Origin of the sequence: Bartonella birtlesii IBS 325 (assembly GCF_000273375.1) — a bacterium.
In the GTDB taxonomy this organism is placed as follows: Bacteria; Pseudomonadota; Alphaproteobacteria; order Rhizobiales; family Rhizobiaceae; genus Bartonella; species Bartonella birtlesii.
In genome coordinates, this window is the sequence record NZ_CM001557.1 from 1153226 (window position 1) to 1174807 (window position 21582).

Annotated in this window: 15 protein-coding genes, 1 tRNA gene and 4 pseudogenes; 16 read left to right on the plus strand and 4 right to left on the minus strand. The window is 36.9% G+C overall.

Annotation, left to right across the window (positions count from 1 at the left end; genetic code table 11):
* Positions 1-57: 57 nt before the first annotated feature.
* The 6 genes and pseudogenes from folE (at position 58) to QWU_RS05640 (ending at position 5547) form a co-directional block, all read left to right on the plus strand.
* Positions 58-678: a GTP cyclohydrolase I FolE gene (gene folE, locus QWU_RS05615; protein WP_006589378.1), complete on the plus strand. Its 621-nt coding sequence runs from the start codon at positions 58-60 to the stop codon at positions 676-678.
* A 138-nt stretch (positions 679-816) separates the two neighbouring features.
* Positions 817-901, plus strand: a tRNA-Leu gene (locus QWU_RS05620).
* 190 nt (positions 902-1091) lie between these two features.
* A complete protein-coding gene (locus QWU_RS05625; RefSeq protein WP_006589379.1) occupies positions 1092-2285 on the plus strand; it encodes an alpha/beta hydrolase in 1194 nt (397 codons plus the stop codon).
* Between the two features lie 116 nt (positions 2286-2401).
* Complete coding sequence (locus QWU_RS05630; RefSeq protein ID WP_006589380.1) at positions 2402-2896, plus strand: hypothetical protein; 495 nt, start codon at positions 2402-2404, stop codon at positions 2894-2896.
* Positions 2897-3167: 271 nt separating this feature from the next.
* Positions 3168-3859: pseudogene (locus QWU_RS09220) on the plus strand (nitroreductase).
* Positions 3860-4149: 290 nt separating this feature from the next.
* Complete coding sequence (locus QWU_RS05640) at positions 4150-5547, plus strand: L-serine ammonia-lyase (RefSeq protein WP_006589382.1); 1398 nt, start codon at positions 4150-4152, stop codon at positions 5545-5547.
* 576 nt (positions 5548-6123) lie between these two features.
* Here the strand turns inward: QWU_RS05640 and QWU_RS05650 are convergent.
* Positions 6124-6402: a hypothetical protein gene (locus QWU_RS05650; protein ID WP_006589383.1), complete on the minus strand. Its 279-nt coding sequence runs from the start codon at positions 6400-6402 to the stop codon at positions 6124-6126.
* 32 nt (positions 6403-6434) lie between these two features.
* Positions 6435-7781: a D-alanyl-D-alanine carboxypeptidase gene (locus QWU_RS05655; RefSeq protein ID WP_006589384.1), complete on the minus strand. Its 1347-nt coding sequence runs from the start codon at positions 7779-7781 to the stop codon at positions 6435-6437.
* A 238-nt stretch (positions 7782-8019) separates the two neighbouring features.
* Between QWU_RS05655 and clpS the strand changes: the two genes are divergently transcribed.
* Together clpS and clpA are read left to right on the plus strand one after the other, a co-directional pair.
* A complete protein-coding gene (gene clpS, locus QWU_RS05660; protein WP_006589385.1) occupies positions 8020-8391 on the plus strand; it encodes an ATP-dependent Clp protease adapter ClpS in 372 nt (123 codons plus the stop codon).
* Positions 8392-8397: 6 nt separating this feature from the next.
* Positions 8398-10749 carry an ATP-dependent Clp protease ATP-binding subunit ClpA gene (gene clpA, locus QWU_RS05665; RefSeq protein WP_006589386.1) on the plus strand — a complete coding sequence of 784 codons (2352 nt, stop codon included), beginning with the start codon at positions 8398-8400 and terminating at the stop codon, positions 10747-10749.
* A gap of 8 nt (positions 10750-10757) precedes the next feature.
* Here the strand turns inward: clpA and QWU_RS05670 are convergent, their stop codons facing one another.
* Both QWU_RS05670 and QWU_RS05675 read right to left on the minus strand, forming a co-directional pair.
* On the minus strand, positions 10758-11180 hold the full coding sequence (locus tag QWU_RS05670) for an HIT family protein (RefSeq protein ID WP_006589387.1): 423 nt from the start codon (positions 11178-11180) through the stop codon (positions 10758-10760).
* 140 nt (positions 11181-11320) lie between these two features.
* A complete protein-coding gene (locus QWU_RS05675) occupies positions 11321-11782 on the minus strand; it encodes a RidA family protein (protein ID WP_006589388.1) in 462 nt (153 codons plus the stop codon).
* A gap of 146 nt (positions 11783-11928) precedes the next feature.
* On the opposite strand from QWU_RS05675, the pseudogene QWU_RS09225 reads away from it, so the two are divergent.
* The 8 genes and pseudogenes from QWU_RS09225 (at position 11929) to bamA (ending at position 21524) form a co-directional block, all read left to right on the plus strand.
* Positions 11929-12752, plus strand: a pseudogene (locus QWU_RS09225) (cell envelope integrity EipB family protein).
* Positions 12753-12911: 159 nt separating this feature from the next.
* Positions 12912-13700 (plus strand): 30S ribosomal protein S2, encoded by a 789-nt coding sequence (gene rpsB / locus QWU_RS05685; RefSeq protein WP_006589390.1) that lies wholly within the window; start codon positions 12912-12914, stop codon positions 13698-13700.
* A 107-nt stretch (positions 13701-13807) separates the two neighbouring features.
* Positions 13808-14731, plus strand: a complete 924-nt coding sequence (tsf, locus tag QWU_RS05690; protein WP_006589391.1) for a translation elongation factor Ts — start codon at positions 13808-13810, stop codon at positions 14729-14731.
* Positions 14732-14886: 155 nt separating this feature from the next.
* Positions 14887-15606 carry a UMP kinase gene (gene pyrH, locus QWU_RS05695; protein ID WP_006589392.1) on the plus strand — a complete coding sequence of 240 codons (720 nt, stop codon included), beginning with the start codon at positions 14887-14889 and terminating at the stop codon, positions 15604-15606.
* A gap of 37 nt (positions 15607-15643) precedes the next feature.
* Positions 15644-16204, plus strand: a complete 561-nt coding sequence (frr, locus tag QWU_RS05700) for a ribosome recycling factor (protein WP_006589393.1) — start codon at positions 15644-15646, stop codon at positions 16202-16204.
* 745 nt (positions 16205-16949) lie between these two features.
* Positions 16950-17764: pseudogene (locus QWU_RS09230) on the plus strand (phosphatidate cytidylyltransferase).
* A 15-nt stretch (positions 17765-17779) separates the two neighbouring features.
* Positions 17780-18921 (plus strand): annotated as a pseudogene (locus tag QWU_RS09235) (M50 family metallopeptidase).
* A gap of 206 nt (positions 18922-19127) precedes the next feature.
* Positions 19128-21524 carry an outer membrane protein assembly factor BamA gene (gene bamA, locus QWU_RS05715; RefSeq protein ID WP_006589396.1) on the plus strand — a complete coding sequence of 799 codons (2397 nt, stop codon included), beginning with the start codon at positions 19128-19130 and terminating at the stop codon, positions 21522-21524.
* Positions 21525-21582 lie beyond the last annotated feature (58 nt).

Consider the following 21582-nt stretch of genomic DNA (forward strand, 5'->3'; position numbering starts at 1 on the left):
CAAAATGATATAGATATATGGCAAACTCTTTATAGAGGGTAAGCTTGGAGTTTTTAAATGCATAATGTTGTTAAAGGGAGTAAGAGAGATTCATTCTTACCAAGAGAAGAGCGCCCAAGCTTTGAAGAAGTAAAAGAAGCGGTTCGTACATTGCTTTTATGGGTGGGAGAAAATCCAAATCGAGAAGGGCTTTTAGATACTCCAGAACGTGTGGTTAGAGCATACCGTGAGCTTTTTCTTGGTTATGAGAAATCCGTTGAAAAAATTTTGGGTACGGTTTTTAAAGAAGTTTCGGGATATAATGAAGCGATAATCCTAAAAGATATTCCATTTTATTCTCATTGTGAGCACCATATGATTCCAATAGTTGGGAAAGCTTATATCGGATATCTTCCTGATACAAAGGTTGTTGGTCTTTCAAAAATTGCGCGTGTTGTAGATATTTTTTCTCGTCGTTTACAGACTCAAGAGGCTATGACAGCGCAAATAGCTGATGCGTTAGCTGTGCATTTGCAACCTTGTGGTGTTGCTGTATTGATTGAGGCTGAGCATATGTGCATGGCAATGAGAGGAATCCAAAAGCAGGGGGCGACAACAATTACAACATGTTTTCGTGGTTGTTATGAAGAAGATCGAGCTGTGCAAGATAATTTTATTAAGATGATTCAAAGGGCATAGTAAAATCTGTATTTTTATAATTTTAAGTCGAGCTAAATTATTCAGGTAAAATAAATCGTGAGAAAGTGAAAATAGGCTTGTACCTTGCTTTGCGATTTGTTAAAGCCAAAAAAACCGATATGTTTTACCTCACCACGTGCGGTCGTGGCGGAATTGGTAGACGCGCAGCGTTGAGGTCGCTGTGGGGCAACCCGTGGAAGTTCGAGTCTTCTCGACCGCACCAGTTAAGTTCTCTTTATGGCGGGGTAAGTTTTTTTATGTTGAAGAACACTATTTTATTGCATTGCATTGTAGTGAAGTTTTTCTTTGTATATAATCTGTTAGTATATTTCGCGTAACGGTTTTATATCAGATTAATGGAAGCTTTGTTCTTTTTTGGTAGATTTAAATTTAAATCTTTTTAAGAGGGCGAAATGGTGTTAGTGAGAGGCACAGTGTTTTCAAAGTATTTAGCATTTTTTATTTGCATATCTTTATTAACGGCATGTAGCAAATCGCGTGCTGTACTTTGGCATGGGATACATGCGACACCATCTATGATTGCAGTACAAAGAGAAGTTGAAAAAAAACCAATTCTTCCAAAAGCTATTATTCCGGTATATGTTGCAACAAGTCGTATGATGCAAAAGAGCTATTCCCAACCTTATGGTGCAGAGCGATCAAATAGAGTACATTATAACCGTGTTGATGTAGGAATTCCTCAACAACATGTGAAGGGTTTTGTTGAAATAAATGCTTATAAACCTACTCACGATAAATATTTTGCAGCAGTAGCCTTACAAAAATACGATAACAAAGAACAGTTTAAGCAACAATTAAATGCTGCTTTAGCAAAAAAACCAAAGGGTAAAAGAGAAATTTTTCTTTTTATTCATGGTTATAATAACAATTTTGCAGATGGCACATTTCGGACAGCTCAGTTTACACATGATTATTCTCTAAATGTTGTCACTGTACATTACTCATGGCCCTCTGCTGGGTCCGTTCCTCTTTATATTTATGACCGTGATAGCGCTAACTTTGCACGCGACGGATTAATAGAACTTTTAACCCTCATTAGTGAAACCAATGCTGATCAAATCTCTGTTATTGCGCATTCTATGGGTAATTTTGTCATCATGGAGGCATTTAGAACGTTAGCATTACAGGGAAAGTATAAGCCTATTCACCGTATTACAAGTTTTTTAATGGCAGCACCTGATATTGATGTTGATGTGTTTGAACGCCAACTTAAAGATATTAAAAAATTGCCTCAACCAACCGCTATTTTGGTATCTCGAGCTGATAAAGCTCTTGCTATTTCAGGACGTCTTACAGGTGGCCATCATCGTGTGGGGGATGGCGCAGATATTGAAATGTTACGTAAAAATGGAATAGCTGTCCTTGATTTTTCCAATGTTGATGGTGGAGCACACAATGTTTTTGCATCTTCACCAACATTAATGGCGCTTTCTCGAGAAGGTTCTTTGGCTTCTACAATTATGCAGGGTACAGAATTATCACCCAGTCAGGCGCTCCTTGCTGATAGTAGTACTGTGTTGGAGAAAACAACACATATTATTCTTTATACACCAATACGCTTGTTATCTCCATTTGCTCCGCATTAACTGTGAAAAGAATGGAGAAATGCTCAATGTCTTTAGCACTTTCTTTAGAATAGCTTTGTAGAATAAAAAATGAATAGCGGGATGAATGTAAAAACCAATCATTAGGTAAGTTTATAATGGTTGCACGAAAGCGCTATGCCGATACGCCTACATTAGTTGATTATTTATCTCATTCCGCAGTTAAATTATTAAATATTTATACTATGCTTTTGAAGGTGAAAGAAGGTCATATGGGGGAAAAAGCAAATTTATTGCGTCAAATTGATTCTACAAAAAAACAGCTGGATGAGATAAGCCATGCTCTTATTTTAGAGTATCATAAACGCCAAGAAAATGAGCGTTTTTTAAAACAGATTTTATTGTCAATTTCTGATCAACTTTTTTCACTTAACAGTGCATTCAAGGAAACGGGACGTCTTTTCTTCCAAGAGATTAGAATATTACAATCTCAGCTTCAATGTTTTTATGAAGGAGAGGAGAAAAAGTATTTATTAAAGAACCAAGAATGTTTCCATTCTCCATCAAAAATTGACGAAGTTATTAAGCAGTTACAAAAAGCACGAGAAAAGCTTATTATTGAAAGTCCACATCTCTTTGAAAAAGAATATTAAAGCTTAGAAAAAAATTGAATAAAATATACTGGTGCAAATATTTTTAATTTCATAGAAAACAGTGCACTAAAAATATAGTACCTTAAAAAAAGGAGCCGATGGTTATTATACATTTTTCGGTAGAATCCTGTGATTTCCTTACTTGTACTTATAAAAGGTGTATTAAAAAAATCCTATTCCTTTTTATTTGAAGATCCCTTACGCTTAAAATATTTTAAAGTAATGGGTTTTATGCAATAAAAAAAATGATAGCCTAAAGAAAGTAAAAGCAATGATAGATAATTCTCCTCTTGATATCTTCCAATCCATTCTATCGCGTAAATCAATTCGCGCTTTTACTAGCCAACCAGTTTCACAAGAAACAATTAGAAAAATTTTAAAATTTGCAGCACGTGCTCCATCTGGGACAAATCTTCAGCCATGGCAAGTTATTGTTCTTACGGGAGATGCATTGCAGAAGTTAGGACAAGAGCTGTCATGTCTTGCACTTTCAGGCATAAAAGGAGAGCGTGAATATCATTATTATCCACGTAAATGGCGTGAGCCTTATCTTTCAAGGCGCAAAAAAATTGGTTTAGATCTTTATGAAAGTCTTGGAATTAAAAAAGATGATCAAAAAAAATGCTTCACCAAAAAGCGCGGAATTTTTCATTTTTTGGCGCATCTGTAGGACTTTTATTTACAATGGATCATGATATGGAAAGGGGGAGTTGGCTTGATTTAGGTATGTTTATGCAGACAATTATGTTAGCAGCACGTGGGTTTGGATTAGATACATGTCCCCAAGCAGCTTTTGCCGATTATCATAAACAAATTCGTACACTGTTATCTTTACCTGTTGATCGTAATATTATCTGTGGCATGGCGCTTGGTTATCGTGATAAAAGTGCTCCAGAGAATAATTTTGAGACTGAACGCGAACCAATAGAGAACTTTGTGCGTTTTATTGAAACATGTCCATAAAAAATATTTTGGTGGGAATCTTTTGCTCCTATTGAATTTTAATATTGCATGCTAATACTTATTTTACTAAGTTTACAAAATTAAAAGGGTGATCATTTTTAGATCGTTTTCCATTTTTGAAGGTTGGCTATGGAAAGCACTGTAGAAAATAAGTGTTGGGTAGTAGCAAGACGGGCTATATTTATATTTATTACAGTTATTTTTTTAGCTTATCTTGCAATTTAATTTTAAATGGGACAGGCGTGATGAAAAAGCATATACTTAAAAGCTGTATAGTTTTGAGGTGATGTGTGTTTTTATCTGTTTTTGAGCTTTTTAAAATTGGGATTGGTCCTTCTAGTTCTCATACGATGGGGCCGATGATAGCAGCGAATATGTTTTTGCAAGAGATGCTTGCACGAAATTTTTCTCAACCATTTGATGCTAAAGTTTCTCGTATACGGGTCTATCTTTATGGTTCTTTGGCTTTTACAGGAATTGGTCATGCTACAGATAGAGCTATTATATTAGGGCTTTTGGGAGAAAAAGCTTCAACTGTTAATCCTGATTCTATGGAATTCTTGTTAAAAAAGGTTGAACGTGAAAAAAAAGTGCACCCGGAAGGTCATCCTGCCTATCAGTTTAATTTACAAAATGATCTTATTTTTGAACGAAAAAAAGTTCTCCCTGGACATACTAATGGACTTGCTTTTGAAGGGCTTGATACTAATGGAAATGTTCTTTTACGGCAGATTTATTATTCTATTGGCGGTGGTTTTGTTGTGACTGAAGATGAATTGAGTCATATGAAGGACAATATACAATCAGAAATTTCTGAAGTGCCATATCCCTTTAATTCTGCGCGTGAAATGTTAACAATGGCAAAAAAATCAGGACACTCAATTGCTGAAATGAAGCGCTTAAATGAAGAGATGAAGATGGAGCGTTCAGTGCTTAATGCGGGGCTTGATGGAATTTTTTCAGCTATGACAAATTGCATTGATAGAGGTCTTGCACAAGAAGGTGAATTGCCAGGCGGATTACACGTTCCAAGACGTGCTAAAAAGTTGCACGAAACACTTTTAGAAAATCAAAAGAAAAACCGCAACGTTCCTCTTTTAGCAAATGATTGGCTTTCAGTGTATGCCATAGCCGTAAATGAGGAAAATGCTGCCGGTGGTCGTGTTGTGACAGCACCGACAAATGGGGCAGCTGGTGTTATACCAGCAGTTTTACGTTATTATCTTCAATTTTATGACGATTCAGATCGAGAAGGAATACATAATTTTTTGTTAACGGCAGCAGCTATTGGTGGTGTTATCAAACATAATGCTTCTATTTCTGGAGCAGAAGTGGGTTGTCAAGGTGAAGTTGGAACGGCATCTTCAATGGCAGCAGCAGGATTGACATCTGCATTAGGTGGGACACCAGATCAAATTGAAAATGCGGCAGAGATTGCGCTTGAGCATCATTTAGGAATGACCTGTGATCCAGTTGCGGGTCTTGTACAGGTGCCTTGTATTGAGCGCAATGCAATGGGTGCTGTTAAGGCAGTAACAGCATCTTCTCTCGCCTTACATGGGAATGGAGAACATTTTGTTTCTCTTGATGCTTGTATAGAAACAATGCGACAGACTGGACATGATATGAGTGAACGCTACAAAGAAACGAGTAAAGCTGGTCTTGCAGTCAATGCGATATCCTGTTAAAGAGCTCGGCAGATGTTTACTCCGCTAAATTTTTATGTATATTTTATCGCATAAAAATGCAGGTGATGCGCCATCATTTTGTTTTTTTATTTTCATATTTGCCGATGGCTTTTATGATTCATAGGTAGCAATAAAAATGGAGAGAAGTATGCAGAGGGTTATATTCTAAAGCTCTTTTATGTCTTTGAAAAGAATATACGTTTTAGAAAGAGTTAAAAATTTTTGTATAATATTTACTTTGATTTGGTGGCTTTTGGCATTATTGAAGGGCACCTTTCCATAAGGTTTTTACAACATATCCAATCAATGTAATAAAATTGGCGTCCAATAAAAAAATTTTTTCATGAAAGAAACACCGGGGATAATCAGATTTAAGAATAAATCAATGTTTGTTATTTTCCGTTTATTTTCAGATGATTTTTTTTAAAAGCTAAGAAAAATTCAAGAAAAACTAACAAGTACGATTTTCCTCAATTTGAGAAAAGAAGTACGCCTTCTAAAATATTTTTAAAAACTGTAAGTAATGCATGAATAGTTTTATTAATCAAATAATTCTTGTGAAAATTACTTATAGACTTAAATATTTGTCGCACCTAGATGAATTTTAATAGGCACATTACCGGTTTGACTTGCAACACGTAAATGAATACGTACAGGACGCATCATAAGGCGGCGGTTGCGCATTGTTTGACAAATGAGAAGATTGACAAGAGTCTGCGTGTCTAACGCAGCTGGAGTATACTTTAAACCGGCAAGTTTTGTTATAGCATCATGAAAAGAGCGTAATGAGAGGAAAGACGATTGCTTCAATAACTTTTCTTTTTTATGGGATGAAGAAAGGGCATTGTGTATCATGGCACTATCCTTAACGCGTGATCTAAAAACTTCTAATAAGTTACAGTATAGCAGTTAAAATTTGCTTTCTTTAATGTAGAACAAGCATTAAAAGCAGCTTTTTTTGATTGAAATCCTACAAATCGTGCACGATAATAAAGGCGTCCACTTTTTTCAAACCGTTGCATATGTGAAGATACATTTTTTAGAGAAGAATAAGCAATATTTTTTGCTTTTGAAATCAGAGTTTGTGCTTGTTCTTTACTAGGAAGCGAACCAATTTGGATGGCCCATTCAGCGTTTGTCGATAGAGAGGCTGTTACAATTTTAGTCTCAACGGATAGGGTTTTCTGAGGGTTAGGAATTGGTATAATTGCTTGGTTTACTGCAGCTATTGCTATATTGGGATTTTGAGGTTGTTCTGCAAATGCTGTTAACAGAGTAGACATTTCATTTTCAAGATTGTTTGGTTCAGCTTTAATGGAAGGGATAGGAACATTTTTTCCAGTGGGTAAGTTGTAGTTTACAGAAGCTATTAAGCGTCCATTATTTTTCATCTTGCTGGCTTTGGGTAGATATTCGTTTAACAAGTTAGCCATGTGTCTGTCACGTGCGATAGAGGATTTACCACCCATAACGACAGCAACTATAGAACGCCCTTCAAGGCGCATCGAAGATGCTAAATTAGAACCGGACATTTGTGTATAACCTGTCTTAATTCCATCAACACCTTTCATTGTTTTAACGAGTCTGTTGTGGCTGTTAATTGTATGTCCACGGAAAGTAAAACTTTTTGTTTTGAATAATTTATACTGTTGTGGAAAATGTTTGCGTAGAGCTAGTGATAGGGTTGCCATATCTCGCGCTGTGGAATAATTGCGCACATCTGGGAGTCCTGAAGCATTTGTAAAATTCGTATGAGTCATACCAAGTTTTTTGGCTTTTGCTGTCATCATCCGAGCAAATTTTTTTTCACTGCCACCAAGATATTCTGCAATAGCAGCGGCAACATCATTTGCTGATTTTGTAATAAGAGCTTTTGCTGCTTCTTCTACAGAAATTGTTTGTCCTGCTTTAAAGCCGATTTTCGTTGGTGGGCGCGTTGCTGCGTAAAGTGAGATGGGAATTGGTGTATTGAGTGTCACACGACGCATATGCATAGCTTCAAAAAGCATAAACAATGTCATTATTTTTGTTAGAGAAGCAGGATAACGCTTTAGCGTCGAATTAGCTTGAAATAAAGTTTTACCTGTATTTGCATCTATAACAATAGCAGCATATTTATCAGGATAAGCTTCTTGAGGAGTCGCTAATGCCCAAGAGTAAGAAAAAGCTAAAACAACAAAAGCAATTGCTATTTTTTTATAGCACCACGCAACTTTTTGGTAGTTAATATACACTTGCGATATCCTATTTCTCCATTTACTTTGAAAATTCTGTAAAACTCTTTTCACAGCTTATTGATACAATTTAGTCAAATGATATTACTAATTTGTTTACAGAAATTATTTTATGAGTTTCCGTATTTATCTTAAATCTCATAATCGCAAAAGAAAATTTTCTCTTTACACGAACAGCTATTGCAATAGTTATGAAAGAATTTAAAATTCAAAAAAACACGTTCCATAGGAAATAATAATGGTACAAAGACCGGTAAAAAAACCTTTAATTTCCATTATGCAGAATGAAAAAGGCGAAAATTGGGATGAATGTAGGTATGATGCTGTTTTAATGCCAAAGATGAAAGTAAAATTCCGAAAGCCTAAATTATATCGCGTTTTTTTACTTAATGATGATTATACTCCTATGGATTTTGTTATTTTTATTTTGAAAAACTTTTTTAATAAAAATTTCGAAAAAGCAATGCGTATTATGCTAAACGTTCACCACAATGGGGTAGGAGAATGTGGAATTTATAGTTATGAAGTTGCTGAAATGAAAATAATGCAAGTTAGGGAGTGCGCACATCAAAATGAACATCCATTACAATGTATAATGGAACGGAAGTGAGGGATTATGCCATCTTTTACACCCAGTCTTGAAGAGGTTTTACACCGCGCATTAACAATTGCTGTGCAAGCTCGGCATGAATATGCGACATTAGAACATCTTCTGCTTGCCCTGCTTGATGATACCGATGCAAATTCGGTTATTCAGGCTTGTCAGGTAGATGTGGAAGAATTGCGAGAACGCTTAACAAACTATATCCATTCAGAATTGGATATGCAGATTAGAGCGAATGAGGATACAAAACCAACAACGTTTTTTCAGCGTGTTATCCAACGTGCAGTGATTCATGCGCAATCAGCTGGAAAGGATGAAGTATCAGGAGCAAATGTTCTCGTTGCCATTTTTTCTGAACGTGAAAGTCATGCGGCATATTTTCTTCAAGAGATGGGGATGACACGCTATGATGCTGTGCATTTTATTTCACATGGTGTTACGCGGGATGAGGGATTATCTATGTTGCTTGAGGGGCTTGAAGAGCAATTAGATCAGCAGATTTCAGACAATGATGAAAAGATAACGAATGCACTGGTAAACTATTGTGTTGATCTTAATTGTAAAGCACGTAATGGAAAAATTGATTTATTAATCGGTCGTGAAGTAGAAATGTCACGCATGATTCAGATTTTATGTCGAAGATCAAAAAACAATCCACTTTTGGTTGGTGATCCTGGGGTTGGAAAAACTGCTATAATTGAGGGGTTAGCAAAAAGCATTGTTGATGAAAAAGTTCCTGAAGTTTTATCAAAGGCAACGATATTTTCTCTTGATATGGGAGGGCTTGTTGCTGGTACACGCTATCGTGGCGATTTTGAAGAACGCCTAAAGCAAATTATTAAAGAACTTGAGCAATATCCAGATGCTATTTTATTTATTGATGAAATTCATACCTTAATTGGAGCAGGGGCTACACTGGGAGGGAATATGGATGCGGCGAATCTTTTAAAACCCGCATTATCTTCTGGAACTCTTCGGTGTATTGGTTCAACGACTTACAAAGAATATCGCAAAATTTTTGAACAAGACCGAGCTTTAGAGCGCCGTTTTCAGAAAATTGATGTTCATGAACCTTCTATCGCTGATGCAATTAAAATTTTGCAAGGATTGAAGCCTTATTTTGAAGATTTTCATCAGATCAAATATACAGATCAAGCGATGAAGGCATCCGTGGAGCTATCTTCACGTTATATGATTGATCGCCGATTGCCTGATAAAGCAATTGATGTTGTAGATGAAAGTGGGGCAGCACAAAAGCTTTTGCCAAAAAAACAACAAAAAAAGACTATAGGCATTAAAGAAATTGAAGCAACTGTTGCTACGATGGCAAGGATTCCACAAAAAACAGTTTCTGGTGATGATCAGAAGATGCTTAGCAAATTGGAAAAAGAAATTAAGCAAGCTGTTTATGGACAAGATCAGGCAATTTCCGCATTGGTATCATGCATTAAATTGGCCCGGGCAGGATTACGAGAACCAAACAAACCAATAGGCAGTTATTTATTTTCAGGGCCAACAGGGGTAGGAAAAACTGAAGTTGCAAAACAACTTGCATCTTCTTTAAGTATTGAGTTGTTACGTTTTGATATGTCAGAATATATGGAACGGCACACAGTGGCGCGCTTAATTGGTGCTCCTCCAGGTTACATAGGATTTGATCAAGGAGGTCTTCTGACAGATGCAGTTGATCAGAATCCTCACGCCGTTCTCTTACTGGATGAAATTGAAAAAGCGCATCCAGAATTGTTTAATATTTTATTACAGGTAATGGATTATGGGAAATTAACAGATCATAATGGTAAAAAAATTGATTTTAGCAATATTATCTTAATTATGACAACAAATGCGGGCGCTTCAGAGATGGCAAAAGCAGCTATCGGATTTGGCAAAGTATATCGTGATGGTGATGATATTGAAGCAATTAACCGACTCTTTACGCCGGAGTTTCGTAATCGGTTGGATGCAATCATTCCATTTACACCTTTATCTCAGTTTGTTATCAATCAGATCGTGAAAAAATTTATTTTGCAGCTTGAAACACAATTAGCTGATCGAGGTGTTTGTTTTGAGTTAAGTTCTTCCGCAATGGCTTGGCTTGCTCACAAAGGATACGATCTCCAGATGGGAGCACGTCCATTGAGTCGTATTATACAAAAGCATATTAAAAAACCATTAGCTGATGAAATTTTATTTGGAAAGTTGCGCAATGGTGGCATGGTCCACATATCGACACAAAAATCAAGTGGAGAAAAAGAGAGATTGCAGTTGAAAGTCTCATCTTCTGATGTGTCTATGTCCTTAAAAAATAACAAAATAACGCATTTTATCCAAAAACGTACGAAGAAAAAAAGCTCAACAACTTAAAAAAGTCTTTAAAGAGCAGCACGAATTTTTTTTGCGTTTTCTTCAAGTATTTCCGTAGGTGTAATAACATTATTATGGGAGATAAGTTCTATTCCTTCCATACGTGGAATAACATGGAAATGTAGATGATAAACGGTTTGTTGACTAGCGGCTTCATTAAATTGCATGATTGTTATACCATCCGCGTGAAAGGCCTTTTTGACAGCGTTGGCAATTTTTTGCACAGCTTTAATAACTGGGAACAATGTTTCAGTATCTGCATCCAATAAGTTCCTAGAGCCTTTTCGGGGAATGACCAGTGTATGACCTGGTGCTTGTGGCATAATATCCATGAATGCAATGACATCATCATCTTCATAGACACGAACGGAAGGAATCTCATTACGAACCAATTTAGCAAAAGCATTATTATCATCATACGTTTCTTTCATATCAATATGCCCTTATTATGTATTTGATTTATAAATTTTAATTTTAGATCGAAGAATATGCAAGCCGCTAGAGCGTTAAAAAAGAAAGATTTCGCATTGAGTTGTTGCCTTATGTCGGTGATATTGCCATTTATAAAGATTTAGATTTCTATGATAGCTTCAACCTCTACAGGGACGTTCATAGGAAGAGAGGTAACACCAATGGCAGAACGAGCATGTTTTCCAGATTCACCAAGAATATTGACGAATAGATCAGAAGCTCCATTGGCGATAAGAGGAATATCAGTAAAGTGAGTATCTACAGCGACAAAAGCGGTAATTTTGACCACACGTTTTATTCTTCCTAAATCACCGAGAGCTGCCTTGATTTGTGCAAGAATGTTGAGTGCACAGACTTCAGCTGCTTTTTTTGCTTGTTCGGCGTTAACCGTTACGCCGACTTTGCCAGTTGCTATTGGCTTTCCATTTAAAAGAGGGAGTTGTCCAGAAACAAAGAGTTGGTTTCCACTTTGTAAGGTAGTTACGTAATTGGCAATAGGTTGTGTTGCTTCAGGAAGAACGATTCCTAGTTTTTTAAGATGAATTTCAATTGTATTTGTCATAATTTAAACTCCATAGCTTTCTAATGAATATATTCATTGCATAAACTATTTTTTAATTTAAGGAAATGTGTGGTTAATTGAGAAGCAAGTCTTTTTTGCTTTTGTGTATGGTGTTATGCAGCGCGGATGAAAATTGGAAGTTAGGAATGATCAGATCATTATTTATAATAGTCTTATATGTTGTTTTTTCATGTGCTGCGAGCGCTGAAGAGTCTATTTTTATTGCGCCTCACCGAGCAATTTATGATTTTCAGCTTGATAGTGTCTCTCATGAAATGACAATTTCGGGAATGACAGGGCGCATGGTTTATGAGCTAACCGGTTCAGCATGTCAGGGCTATACCACACGTTTTCGCTTTATTAGTCGTATTCATATGGATGATATGCCAGTACGTTTAACTGATCAACAAACTATAAGTTATGAAACGGGTGATAGTCGTATATTTCATTTTAATGTTACAGATCAAACCGGACAAGAAATTGTACATCGAGCGGAAGGAATAGCTGAGCGTATTCAAGATGGGCTTGTCGTAAAACTGACAAAACCAAAAGAAAAAGAATATAAACTTGCAATGGCTGAATTTCCAATTATGCAATTAAAAAATATTATACGCAATGCAAAAGCAGGACGTCATTTTTATAATGTTAGTGTCTTTGATGGAACAGATAAAGCAGATAAAATTATTAGAGAAAGTATAGTTATTGGAGAAAAAACATTACAACACTTTGATGTTGAAACGAAAAAAATGGGAAAATTGGATGAAGAAGAATCTTGGCCAGTTACAATTTCCTATTTTGATGATGTAGAAAAAAAGATGGATTGCCAGTCTATCATACAAGTTTTCTTTTATATGAGAATGGTGTTATGCGAGATCTTCGTGTAGATTATGGAACTTTTGCAGTGCGTGCTAAATTGAACAGTCTTGAATTCCTCGAGATTGCGAAGAATCTTAATCAATGTAAAGATTAAAGAATTATAGAAAATAACTTGAAAAAGAATCAAATATTAGTATGTTGACACTATTCCACACGCGGAATTTGGGTGTTTGCAAGAAAAATCTAGCAAACGTCCGCCGGTAGTAGATTTCTCTACTTTTTCCGCGGAGGTTTAAACCGGAAAGGATAAATTATGGCACTACCAGATTTTACTATGCACCAGCTTTTGGAAGCAGGTGTCCATTTTGGTCACCAAACTCATCGCTGGAATCCCAAAATGACTCCCTATATTTACGGTGAGCGTAATAATATTCATATTATTGATCTTGCACAGACCGTTCCTCTTTTACACCAAGCACTTAAACTTGTTTCAGATATAGTTGCACGTGGTGGTCGTATTCTCTTTGTTGGTACTAAGCGGCAGGCATCCGATATTATCGCTGATGCAGCAAATCGTTCAGCACAATATTATGTTAATGCGCGTTGGCTTGGTGGTATGCTCACGAACTGGAAAACAATTTCCAATTCGATACATCGTTTGCGTAAATTAGACAAAATTCTCGCTTCTGAAGCGCAGGGTTTTACCAAAAAAGAGCGTTTAAATCTTGAACGTGATCGTGAAAAACTTAATCGTGCTCTTGGTGGTATTAAAGATATGGGGTCTGTTCCAGATCTTATATTTGTTATCGATACAAATAAAGAGAATATCGCTATTCAAGAAGCGAAACGTTTAGGCATCCCAGTTATCGCTATTATTGATACGAACTGTGATCCTGATAACGTTACACACCCTATTCCAGGGAATGATGATGCGTCACGTGCAATTGCTCTTTATTGTGATCTGTTTGCTCGTGCGGCCCTTGATGGTATTGCGCGCCAACAAGGCGCAATGGGCGTTGATTTAGGGGCTCAAACTGATGTGCCTGTAGAAACTGTTTTGAAAGAAGCTATTTTGGAAAATGCGACTCCAGTTTCCGAATAGTTATTAAGACACACTGTTAGGGTGTTTATTTTCTAAAGAAGAGGTCGTAAGCGTGCGCAGAATTTTCTTTTAGCACGCTTTCATCGTTACAGAATAAAGAGGCAAATATGAGCATTACTGCTGCACAAGTAAAAAAACTTCGAGAATTGTCAGGCGCTGGTATGATGGACTGTAAGGCGGCGCTAGCAGAAACTAATGGCGATATGGAAGCTGCTGTTGATTGGCTTCGTAAAAAAGGGGTAGCAAAAGCAGATAAGAAAGCTGGCCGTACAGCGGCTGAAGGATTAATCGGAATTGCATCAAAAGATTCAAGTGCGGTTTTGGTTGAAATTAATTCTGAAACAGATTTTGTAGCGCGCAACGATATATTCCAGGATATTGTACGGAATGTGGCAACAGCTGCTTTGGATACGCATGGAGGCGTTGACGTTGTTTCTGCCGCTTTTTATCCTGGTTCTGAGAAGACGGTAGAAACGACAATTAAAGATGCGATTGGTACTATTGGTGAGAATATGACGTTTCGGCGTTCTGCCAAGCTTTCTGTTGAGAATGGTATTGTTGCTACTTATATACATAACAGTGTGGCTGATGGTCTTGGCAAACTTGGCGTTTTGGTTGCTGTTGAAACCATCGGAAATAAGGAGGCTGCAGCTACTTTTGGTCGGCAGGTCGCAATGCATATTGCTGCAACTAACCCATTAGCACTAACAGTAGAAAATGTTGATGCTAGTGCTATTGAGCGTGAAAAAGCGATTTTTTCAGATCAGGCACGTCAATCTGGAAAACCTGAGAATATTATTGAAAAGATGGTGGAAGGGCGTATGCGCAAATTTTTTGAAGAAGTTGTTTTACTTTCACAGGCTTTTGTGATGAATCCTGATATGACTGTTGAATTAGCTTTAAAGGATGCTGAAAAATCGATTGGTGCACCAGCAAAAATAACAGGCTTTGTTCGTTTCGCACTAGGAGAAGGTGTGGAAAAAGAAGAGACTGATTTTGCTGCCGAGGTTGCTGCAGTTGCAAAAGGATAATCTTTTATAGGTTATTATTCGAGATTTGAAATCATAGCATTGGTGATAGAATCATTGGTATGAAAAGGTGTAATTATTAAGAGGGCGTCACCTGATAAAGTGGTGCCCTTAGTGTGTCGAAAGTAAAAAATAAACGTGCTTTTGGGAGGTTATCAGTGACGTTGGTGCCACAATATAAGCGTATTCTTTTAAAAGTTTCTGGTGAAGCTCTTATGGGAGAACAGAGCTTTGGGATTGATGTTTCTGTTGCAGATCGTATTGCTGCTGATATTTCTGAAGTACGAGCGATGGGCGTGGAAGTCGCGATTGTTATTGGTGGTGGAAATATTTTCCGTGGGGTTGCTGTTGCTTCGCATGGTGGAGATCGTGTGACAGGGGATCATATGGGAATGCTTGCAACTGCTATTAATTCTTTAGCATTGCGAACATCACTGACAAAATTAGGAATTGAAACAGTCGTATTGTCTGCGATTGCTATGCCGCAAATTTGTGAGAGTTTTTCACAACGTAAAGCGATAAGTTATATGAATCAAGGAAAGGTTGTTATCTTTGCTGGTGGTACTGGAAATCCATTTTTTACCACTGATTCTGCAGCGACTTTACGTGCTGCAGAAATTGGTGCAGATGTTCTTTTGAAAGGAACACAAGTGGATGGTATTTATTCCGCAGATCCTAAAATAGATCCTACGGCTAAGCGTTTTAATCAATTGACGCATGTTGAGATTTTACAATGGGGATTATCTGTTATGGATACAACGGCGGTTACTTTAGCACGTGAGAACAATGTACCGATTATTGTATACTCTATTCATGAAAAAGGTGGTTTAGCTAAGGTATTAAATGGAACAGGACAGTTTACAATAGTATCGGAATAGGGATAAGCTTCAAAGTATGATTGAAGGAGACAGAGATATGAATGTTGCATCGATTATGGATGATCTGAAACGTCGTATGGATGGCGCTATTTCCGCTTTTAAACATGAGTTAGGTGGTTTGCGAACGGGAAGGGCTTCTACCAGTTTATTAGAGCCACTAACAGTTGAAGCTTATGGTTCCGTTGTACATATAAATCAGGTTGCGAATATTTCTGTCCCAGAACCGCGGATGCTTTCAGTTACTGTGTGGGATAAAACAATGGTAGGCGCTGTAGAGCGTGCTATTCGTGATTCTGGTCTTGGTTTAAATCCTATTACTGATGGTGTAAATTTACGTATTCCCTTACCTGAATTAAATGAGGAACGTCGTAAAGAACTTGTAAAAATTGCACATCAATATGCAGAGCAAGCACGTATTGCTACCCGCCATGTTCGCCGAGATGGCATGGATAGTTTAAAAAAATTAGAAAAAGAAGGTGAGATTGGTCAAGATGAAGCACATGGCTTGTCTGAGAAAGTTCAGAAACTCACAGATGAGACGATTGCTGATATTGATAAGATTTTAGCTATGAAAGAATCTGAAATTATGCATGTTTAAGGCTGTTGTGCTATTATAAAAATATCTATTTATGGCATGTAACATCTTTTTGTAGGTGAGGTCAGAAAGTTCTACGTGCTATTGAGAGTTATAGACGGAGAATGATAACGTTTTTTTGTCGCAATTCCATACTAAAAGATAAAATTGGTTTGATGTGACGGGTATTTTTATTTCTTTGCCTGCGCTGCGAATGAGGTTTTCTTTTGAAGAAAATTATTAAATAAGATAATAAGAAGTTGTTGTTGAGCTGCATAATGAAGATATTTCATTATTAAAGATTTATAAATATTGAATAGCAGGTTTTGAGAAAAGTCTAATACAAAGGAGAGTGTTTTAATTTTACTATTATTTTTCACTATGAAAGATGCAGTACTGTAGATTAAACGGCCATTGTTTTAAGCAGCTTTTTTCAGATAGCGGGTATTATTATAGAAAAGTGCTTTTATACAAAGCAAAGTCCAGCCTCCATTTCGTAATTCATGTTAGTAATGAAGAGTGCGATTTCTTATTTTTAAGGTTGATAGTAATGTTTGAAAGCATATTTTAAAATGAGTTTTAACCTGCAGCCTTTTAGGCTATTTTCATTGACTATTTGTTTGGTAACCACTCTCTTGGTATAGTGAATAATTCATGATAAATTACAAAAGTTTTGAAAAAAGTGAATATAAAAGTACTGCATAGCAAGCTGCTGTGCTTCTGTCAATTTTTGTACGTGTATTGTTTATTTCAGTGTTTGGATGTTGCTTTGTCTAATCTTTTTTATCGTATTCTGACGGCTCTTGTTTTTGGTATCATCGCTTTATATTTAACATGGATCGGAGGAATTCCTTTTTTTTATTTGTATGGGGTATTGGCGGTTTTATCCTTTATGAATGGATTAGTATCACTAAAGAAAAGTGGAGTGTTGCACAAAAAATATTCGCAAGTATTTTTTATTTGATTTTTGGTTCTTTTTTGCTCTCAAGTGTATCGGCTTCATTGATTTTTTGTGTTGTTATAATTTTAGGAGCGGTATTGGCTATTGGGCCACTCGAAAAGAGTGGGTGGGTTTTCTTGGGTTTTTTGTATGCGTCTTTTCCAGTTGTAGCTTTATGCTTTTTACGCGGGCATGAAACGTTAGGATTCCAAGTTGTTATCTTTTTATTTGCGGTAGTGTGGGGAACTGATATTGCTGGATATTTTAGTGGACGTGCATTTGGTGGACCTAAATTAGCACCACGATTTTCTCCTAATAAAACATGGGCAGGAGCCATTGGTGGTACATTTATCGGAGTTACTGGTGGTATATTGGTTGCTGTTAGATTTTTTGATGTAAATTTAACGAGTTTTTTTGTGCTACTCCTTGTTTTTATTTTGTCAATTTTTTCGCAATTGAGTGATTTAGCGCAATCATGGTTCAAAAGACATTTTTCTGTTAAAGATTCCGGTTTTTTATTACCTGGACATGGTGGAATTATGGATCGTATGGATGGGTTGATAGGTGCTGCTTTTCTCCTTTATTTAATTGGTTCGTCTGTATCTGATATGAATACACCTTTTAATCTCTTTTGTATGGTTTAATTGGGAGGCAATATTTTGGAATTTGTGGATCATATGATTACTGTTGGGGACTTACTTTTAAGAAGTTTAAGTATTCTTTTTATCATTATGATTATTATTTTTGTGCATGAAATTGGGCATTATCTTATTGGGCGCTGGTGCGGTATTAAGGCAGCTGTTTTTTCGCTTGGATTTGGTCCCAAGGTTGTAGAGTATAGAGATAAGCACGGTACACAGTGGCGTTTATCACTTATTCCCTTAGGTGGTTACGTGAAGTTTATTGGGGATGGTGAAGATGTATCATCATTTCAGTCCTCTCGAGATATTGAGGGTTCATTTGTTCGTGCACATACGTGGAAAAAAGCAGTAACAGTGTTTGCAGGTCCTTTATTCAATATCCTTTTTACTGTTATTATTTTAACATTTTTTTCTTTATGTATGGTCGTGTAGCTACTGAACCCGTTGTTGGTTCTTTAGTAAAGGATTCACCTGCTTTTCAGGCAGGTTTAGGATTGGGTGATCGTTTTATTGAAATGGATGGTCGACGGGTTGAAAGTTTTGAAGATTTGATGAGCTATGTAATTTTACAAGGTAAAGATCCTATAGAATTTAAAATAGAACGTATGGGGCAGATATTTACCAAGGTGATTACACCAAAGATGGTTCAGAGAAATGATGGGTTTGGTAACCGGATTCAAGCTGGTATGATTGGTGTAGGTGCTCCCGTTGATCCAAATGATCAGGGGCGTTTAGATCCAGCTTATGTAAAACATATCCGCTACAATTTTATAAGAGCTATAGAAGAAGCATCAAAACGCACCACATTTATTGTTACCCAAACGGTTTTTTTTATTGGTCGTTTAATAGGAGGAAAAGAAGATCATTGTCGGCTAAGTGGCCCTTCAAAGACCGTTAAAATTGCTTGGAAAGTGAGTAAAACAGGTTTTATCTCTTTATTAAATTTTGCGGCTTTTCTTTCGATAGGGATTGGAGTGATTAACCTTTTTCCTTTGCTACCACTTGATGGTGGGCACTTATTATTTCATACTATTGAGGTCGTGACTAGAAGGCCAATATCCGTTAAAATTCGAGAAATTATTTTTCGCGTAGGCTTTTTGATTGTCCTTTTATTTATGATTTTTGCGTTCATTAATGATTATTTTTGTTGGTTTAGCTAATTAAATTATGGAAAATATTTTATAAATTGGGTAATAATAGAAGAAGTAAATTGAATATTGTTTACCATGTCCATAAAATATTGTGGCATTGTTTTCTATAATCAGTAATTAAGGAATGAAAAGTCTCGCTGTGAAAAAAGAGTTGTTATGGCGGTTAGCTTTTTGAGACATCATGTCTAAAGAATAAGATAAGGTAAAAAAAGCCAATGACTATAAATTCAAAGTTTTTAAGTGCAGCATCTGTGTTGGTGTTAAGTGTGGGGATGGTTGCTCCTACAACGGCTTTTATGTCGATTGCGATGGTTGGGGAAGTGCAAGCATCTGTAGTGCGTTCTATTGAGGTTCGCGGGAACAAATTTGTGAGTGCTCAGGTGGTTCGAGACAATATGGGCATTAAAGCTGGACAGAGTTTTTCTAGTAGTGATGTCGATGCTGCAGTAAAGCGTCTTTTTGGATTAGGCTTATTTTATGATGTGAAAATAAATCAGGTTAGCGACAGACTCGTTGTGTTTGTCAAGGAGTATGAGATTGTTAATCAGGTGTTGTTTCAAGGAAATAAATCTCTTAAAGATCCTGATCTTAAACGATTTATTTCTTTAAAGCCAAATGAACCTTTTAATTCTGCTAAGCTCTCAGCAGATATTAATACGATTCGTGAAGCTTATAAAACTGTTGGTCGTAATAATGTTGCAGTTACAGTCCAAACCATTAATCTTGGAAAAGGGCGGGTAAATGTAGTTTTTAATGTTGTTGAAGGACGAAAGACAAAGATTGGTGATATCACCTTTAAGGGGAATCATGCTTTTGGAAGCAGTCGTTTGCGTGATGTGATTTCAACAAAGTCTTCAGGAATTTTCTCGATGCTGTTGGGAGGGGATGTGTATAGTGAAGAGCGTCTAGCTGCTGATGAAGAAGCTTTGCGTCGTTTTTACTACAATCGCGGCTATGCGGATTTTCGTGTTGTTTCTTCTAAAGCAACTTTTGATGTAGCGAGTAGTACGTACAAAATTGATTTTGTTCTTGACGAGGGTGTGCGCTATAAAATTAGTGATATTCAGATTGAAAGTGATATTGATGGGATTGATATTCAATCTGTAAAGAGAATTCTTAAAACTCGCTCAGGTGATACTTATAGCGCAGAGAATATTGAGCAGTCTGTTGCAATTATCAATAATAAGGCTGCTGATTCTGGGTATGCTTTTGCTAAAGTTGAGCCACGGGGCAATCGTAATTTTGCAAATCATACAATTTCGATTTCATATAACATTGAACAAGGTCCACGTGCTTATATTCAGCGTATTGAAATACGTGGGAATGAAAAGACCCGTGACTATGTTATTCGCCGTGAAATTGATTTAAATGAAGGGGATGCATACAATCAAACCCTAGTGCAACGGGCAAAACGCCGTTTAGAAAATACAGGCTTTTTCAAAGCTGTTAACATTTCTATGGTTCCCACAGATTTGTCTGATCAGATTACTTTAGTTATCGATGTTGTTGAAGCTCCAACCGGTGATCTTTCTTTATCTGGAGGCTATACAACAGGTGGGACAAGTCCTGGTATGTCGCTTGAAGTGTCTGTGACTGAACGTAACCTTGGAGGACGCGGTCAGTATGTTCGTTTGGGATTAGGTGCAGGGCAAGAAAAATCCCGTAATTACAATTTGTCGTTTGTTGATCCTTATTTCTTAGGCTATCGTTTATCGGCTGGTGTTGATGTTTTTCGTAGTACCTATCGTGCTGATAAAGCATATGATGTTCGACAGACTGGTGGATCATTCCGATTCTCGATGCCCATTAATGATCAATTATCTGCTAATTTAGCTTATTCTTATGTTCAGGAAGAATATAATTTTGGTAAAGAATATGACTTAAACAAAGAAACTGACATAAAAGAATTATATGGGAAATATTCTGGTGCAATTGTTCAAGCAGCAAAGCACAGCCCTTGGAAACGCTCATCGATTAGTTATGGTTTTACCTATAATACTATTGACGATATGAAAAATCCCCATGATGGATGGTACATGCGTGTTTTACAAGAGTATGCCGGCCTTGGTGGGAGTGCAAAATTCTTGAAGACAACGGGTAAGGCGATGATGTACAAGACATTATCTGAGCAGATGGATCTTGTTGGTTTATTCTCTTTTGGTGGGGGATATATTCACGAAATCGGCCGAAATGGTGTTCGTATTTTTGATATGTTTAAGGTGAGTTCTGATATGATCCGAGGATTCAAGTACAACGGAATAGGTCCACGTCAGATTTCTAATAAAGGTGAAGTCTATTTCTTAGGAGGGACAACCTATATGAATGCAACTGCTGAGGTGCAATTTCCTATCCCTATTGTCCCTGAAGGGTTAGGGTTACGTGGCGCTTTATTTGCAGATGTTGCGACGCTCTATGGAAATAATTATCAACCTGTTTTTCAAGGTGAGGCTCCCGTTACTCATACTAAAAGTGCTTTGCGTTCATCTGCAGGTGTCAGTTTGATGTGGGATTCACCGTTTGGTCCTCTGCGTTTTGATTATGCGTGGCCAATAAAGAAACAGGAAGGAGACCGTTTACAGAAATTGAACTTTGGTATTTCTACGAAGTTCTGATTTTAATTTTCTTTAGGGAAAAATTGAAGAGAACGGATTAGGCTGGGAGAAAAAACGT

What these genes read in the sequence shown, in the direction of transcription:
- folE (WP_006589378.1), top strand. Translation starts at nt 58, where the DNA reads ATGCATAATGTTGTTAAAGGGAGTAAGAGAGATTCATTCTTACCAAGA.
- QWU_RS05625 (WP_006589379.1), top strand. Translation starts at nt 1,092, where the DNA reads ATGGTGTTAGTGAGAGGCACAGTGTTTTCAAAGTATTTAGCATTTTTT.
- QWU_RS05630 (WP_006589380.1), top strand. Translation starts at nt 2,402, where the DNA reads ATGGTTGCACGAAAGCGCTATGCCGATACGCCTACATTAGTTGATTAT.
- QWU_RS05650 (WP_006589383.1), bottom strand. Translation starts at nt 6,402, where the DNA reads ATGATACACAATGCCCTTTCTTCATCCCATAAAAAAGAAAAGTTATTG.
- clpS (WP_006589385.1), top strand. Translation starts at nt 8,020, where the DNA reads ATGGTACAAAGACCGGTAAAAAAACCTTTAATTTCCATTATGCAGAAT.
- clpA (WP_006589386.1), top strand. Translation starts at nt 8,398, where the DNA reads ATGCCATCTTTTACACCCAGTCTTGAAGAGGTTTTACACCGCGCATTA.
- QWU_RS05670 (WP_006589387.1), bottom strand. Translation starts at nt 11,180, where the DNA reads ATGAAAGAAACGTATGATGATAATAATGCTTTTGCTAAATTGGTTCGT.
- QWU_RS05675 (WP_006589388.1), bottom strand. Translation starts at nt 11,782, where the DNA reads ATGACAAATACAATTGAAATTCATCTTAAAAAACTAGGAATCGTTCTT.
- rpsB (WP_006589390.1), top strand. Translation starts at nt 12,912, where the DNA reads ATGGCACTACCAGATTTTACTATGCACCAGCTTTTGGAAGCAGGTGTC.
- tsf (WP_006589391.1), top strand. Translation starts at nt 13,808, where the DNA reads ATGAGCATTACTGCTGCACAAGTAAAAAAACTTCGAGAATTGTCAGGC.
- frr (WP_006589393.1), top strand. Translation starts at nt 15,644, where the DNA reads ATGAATGTTGCATCGATTATGGATGATCTGAAACGTCGTATGGATGGC.
- bamA (WP_006589396.1), top strand. Translation starts at nt 19,128, where the DNA reads ATGACTATAAATTCAAAGTTTTTAAGTGCAGCATCTGTGTTGGTGTTA.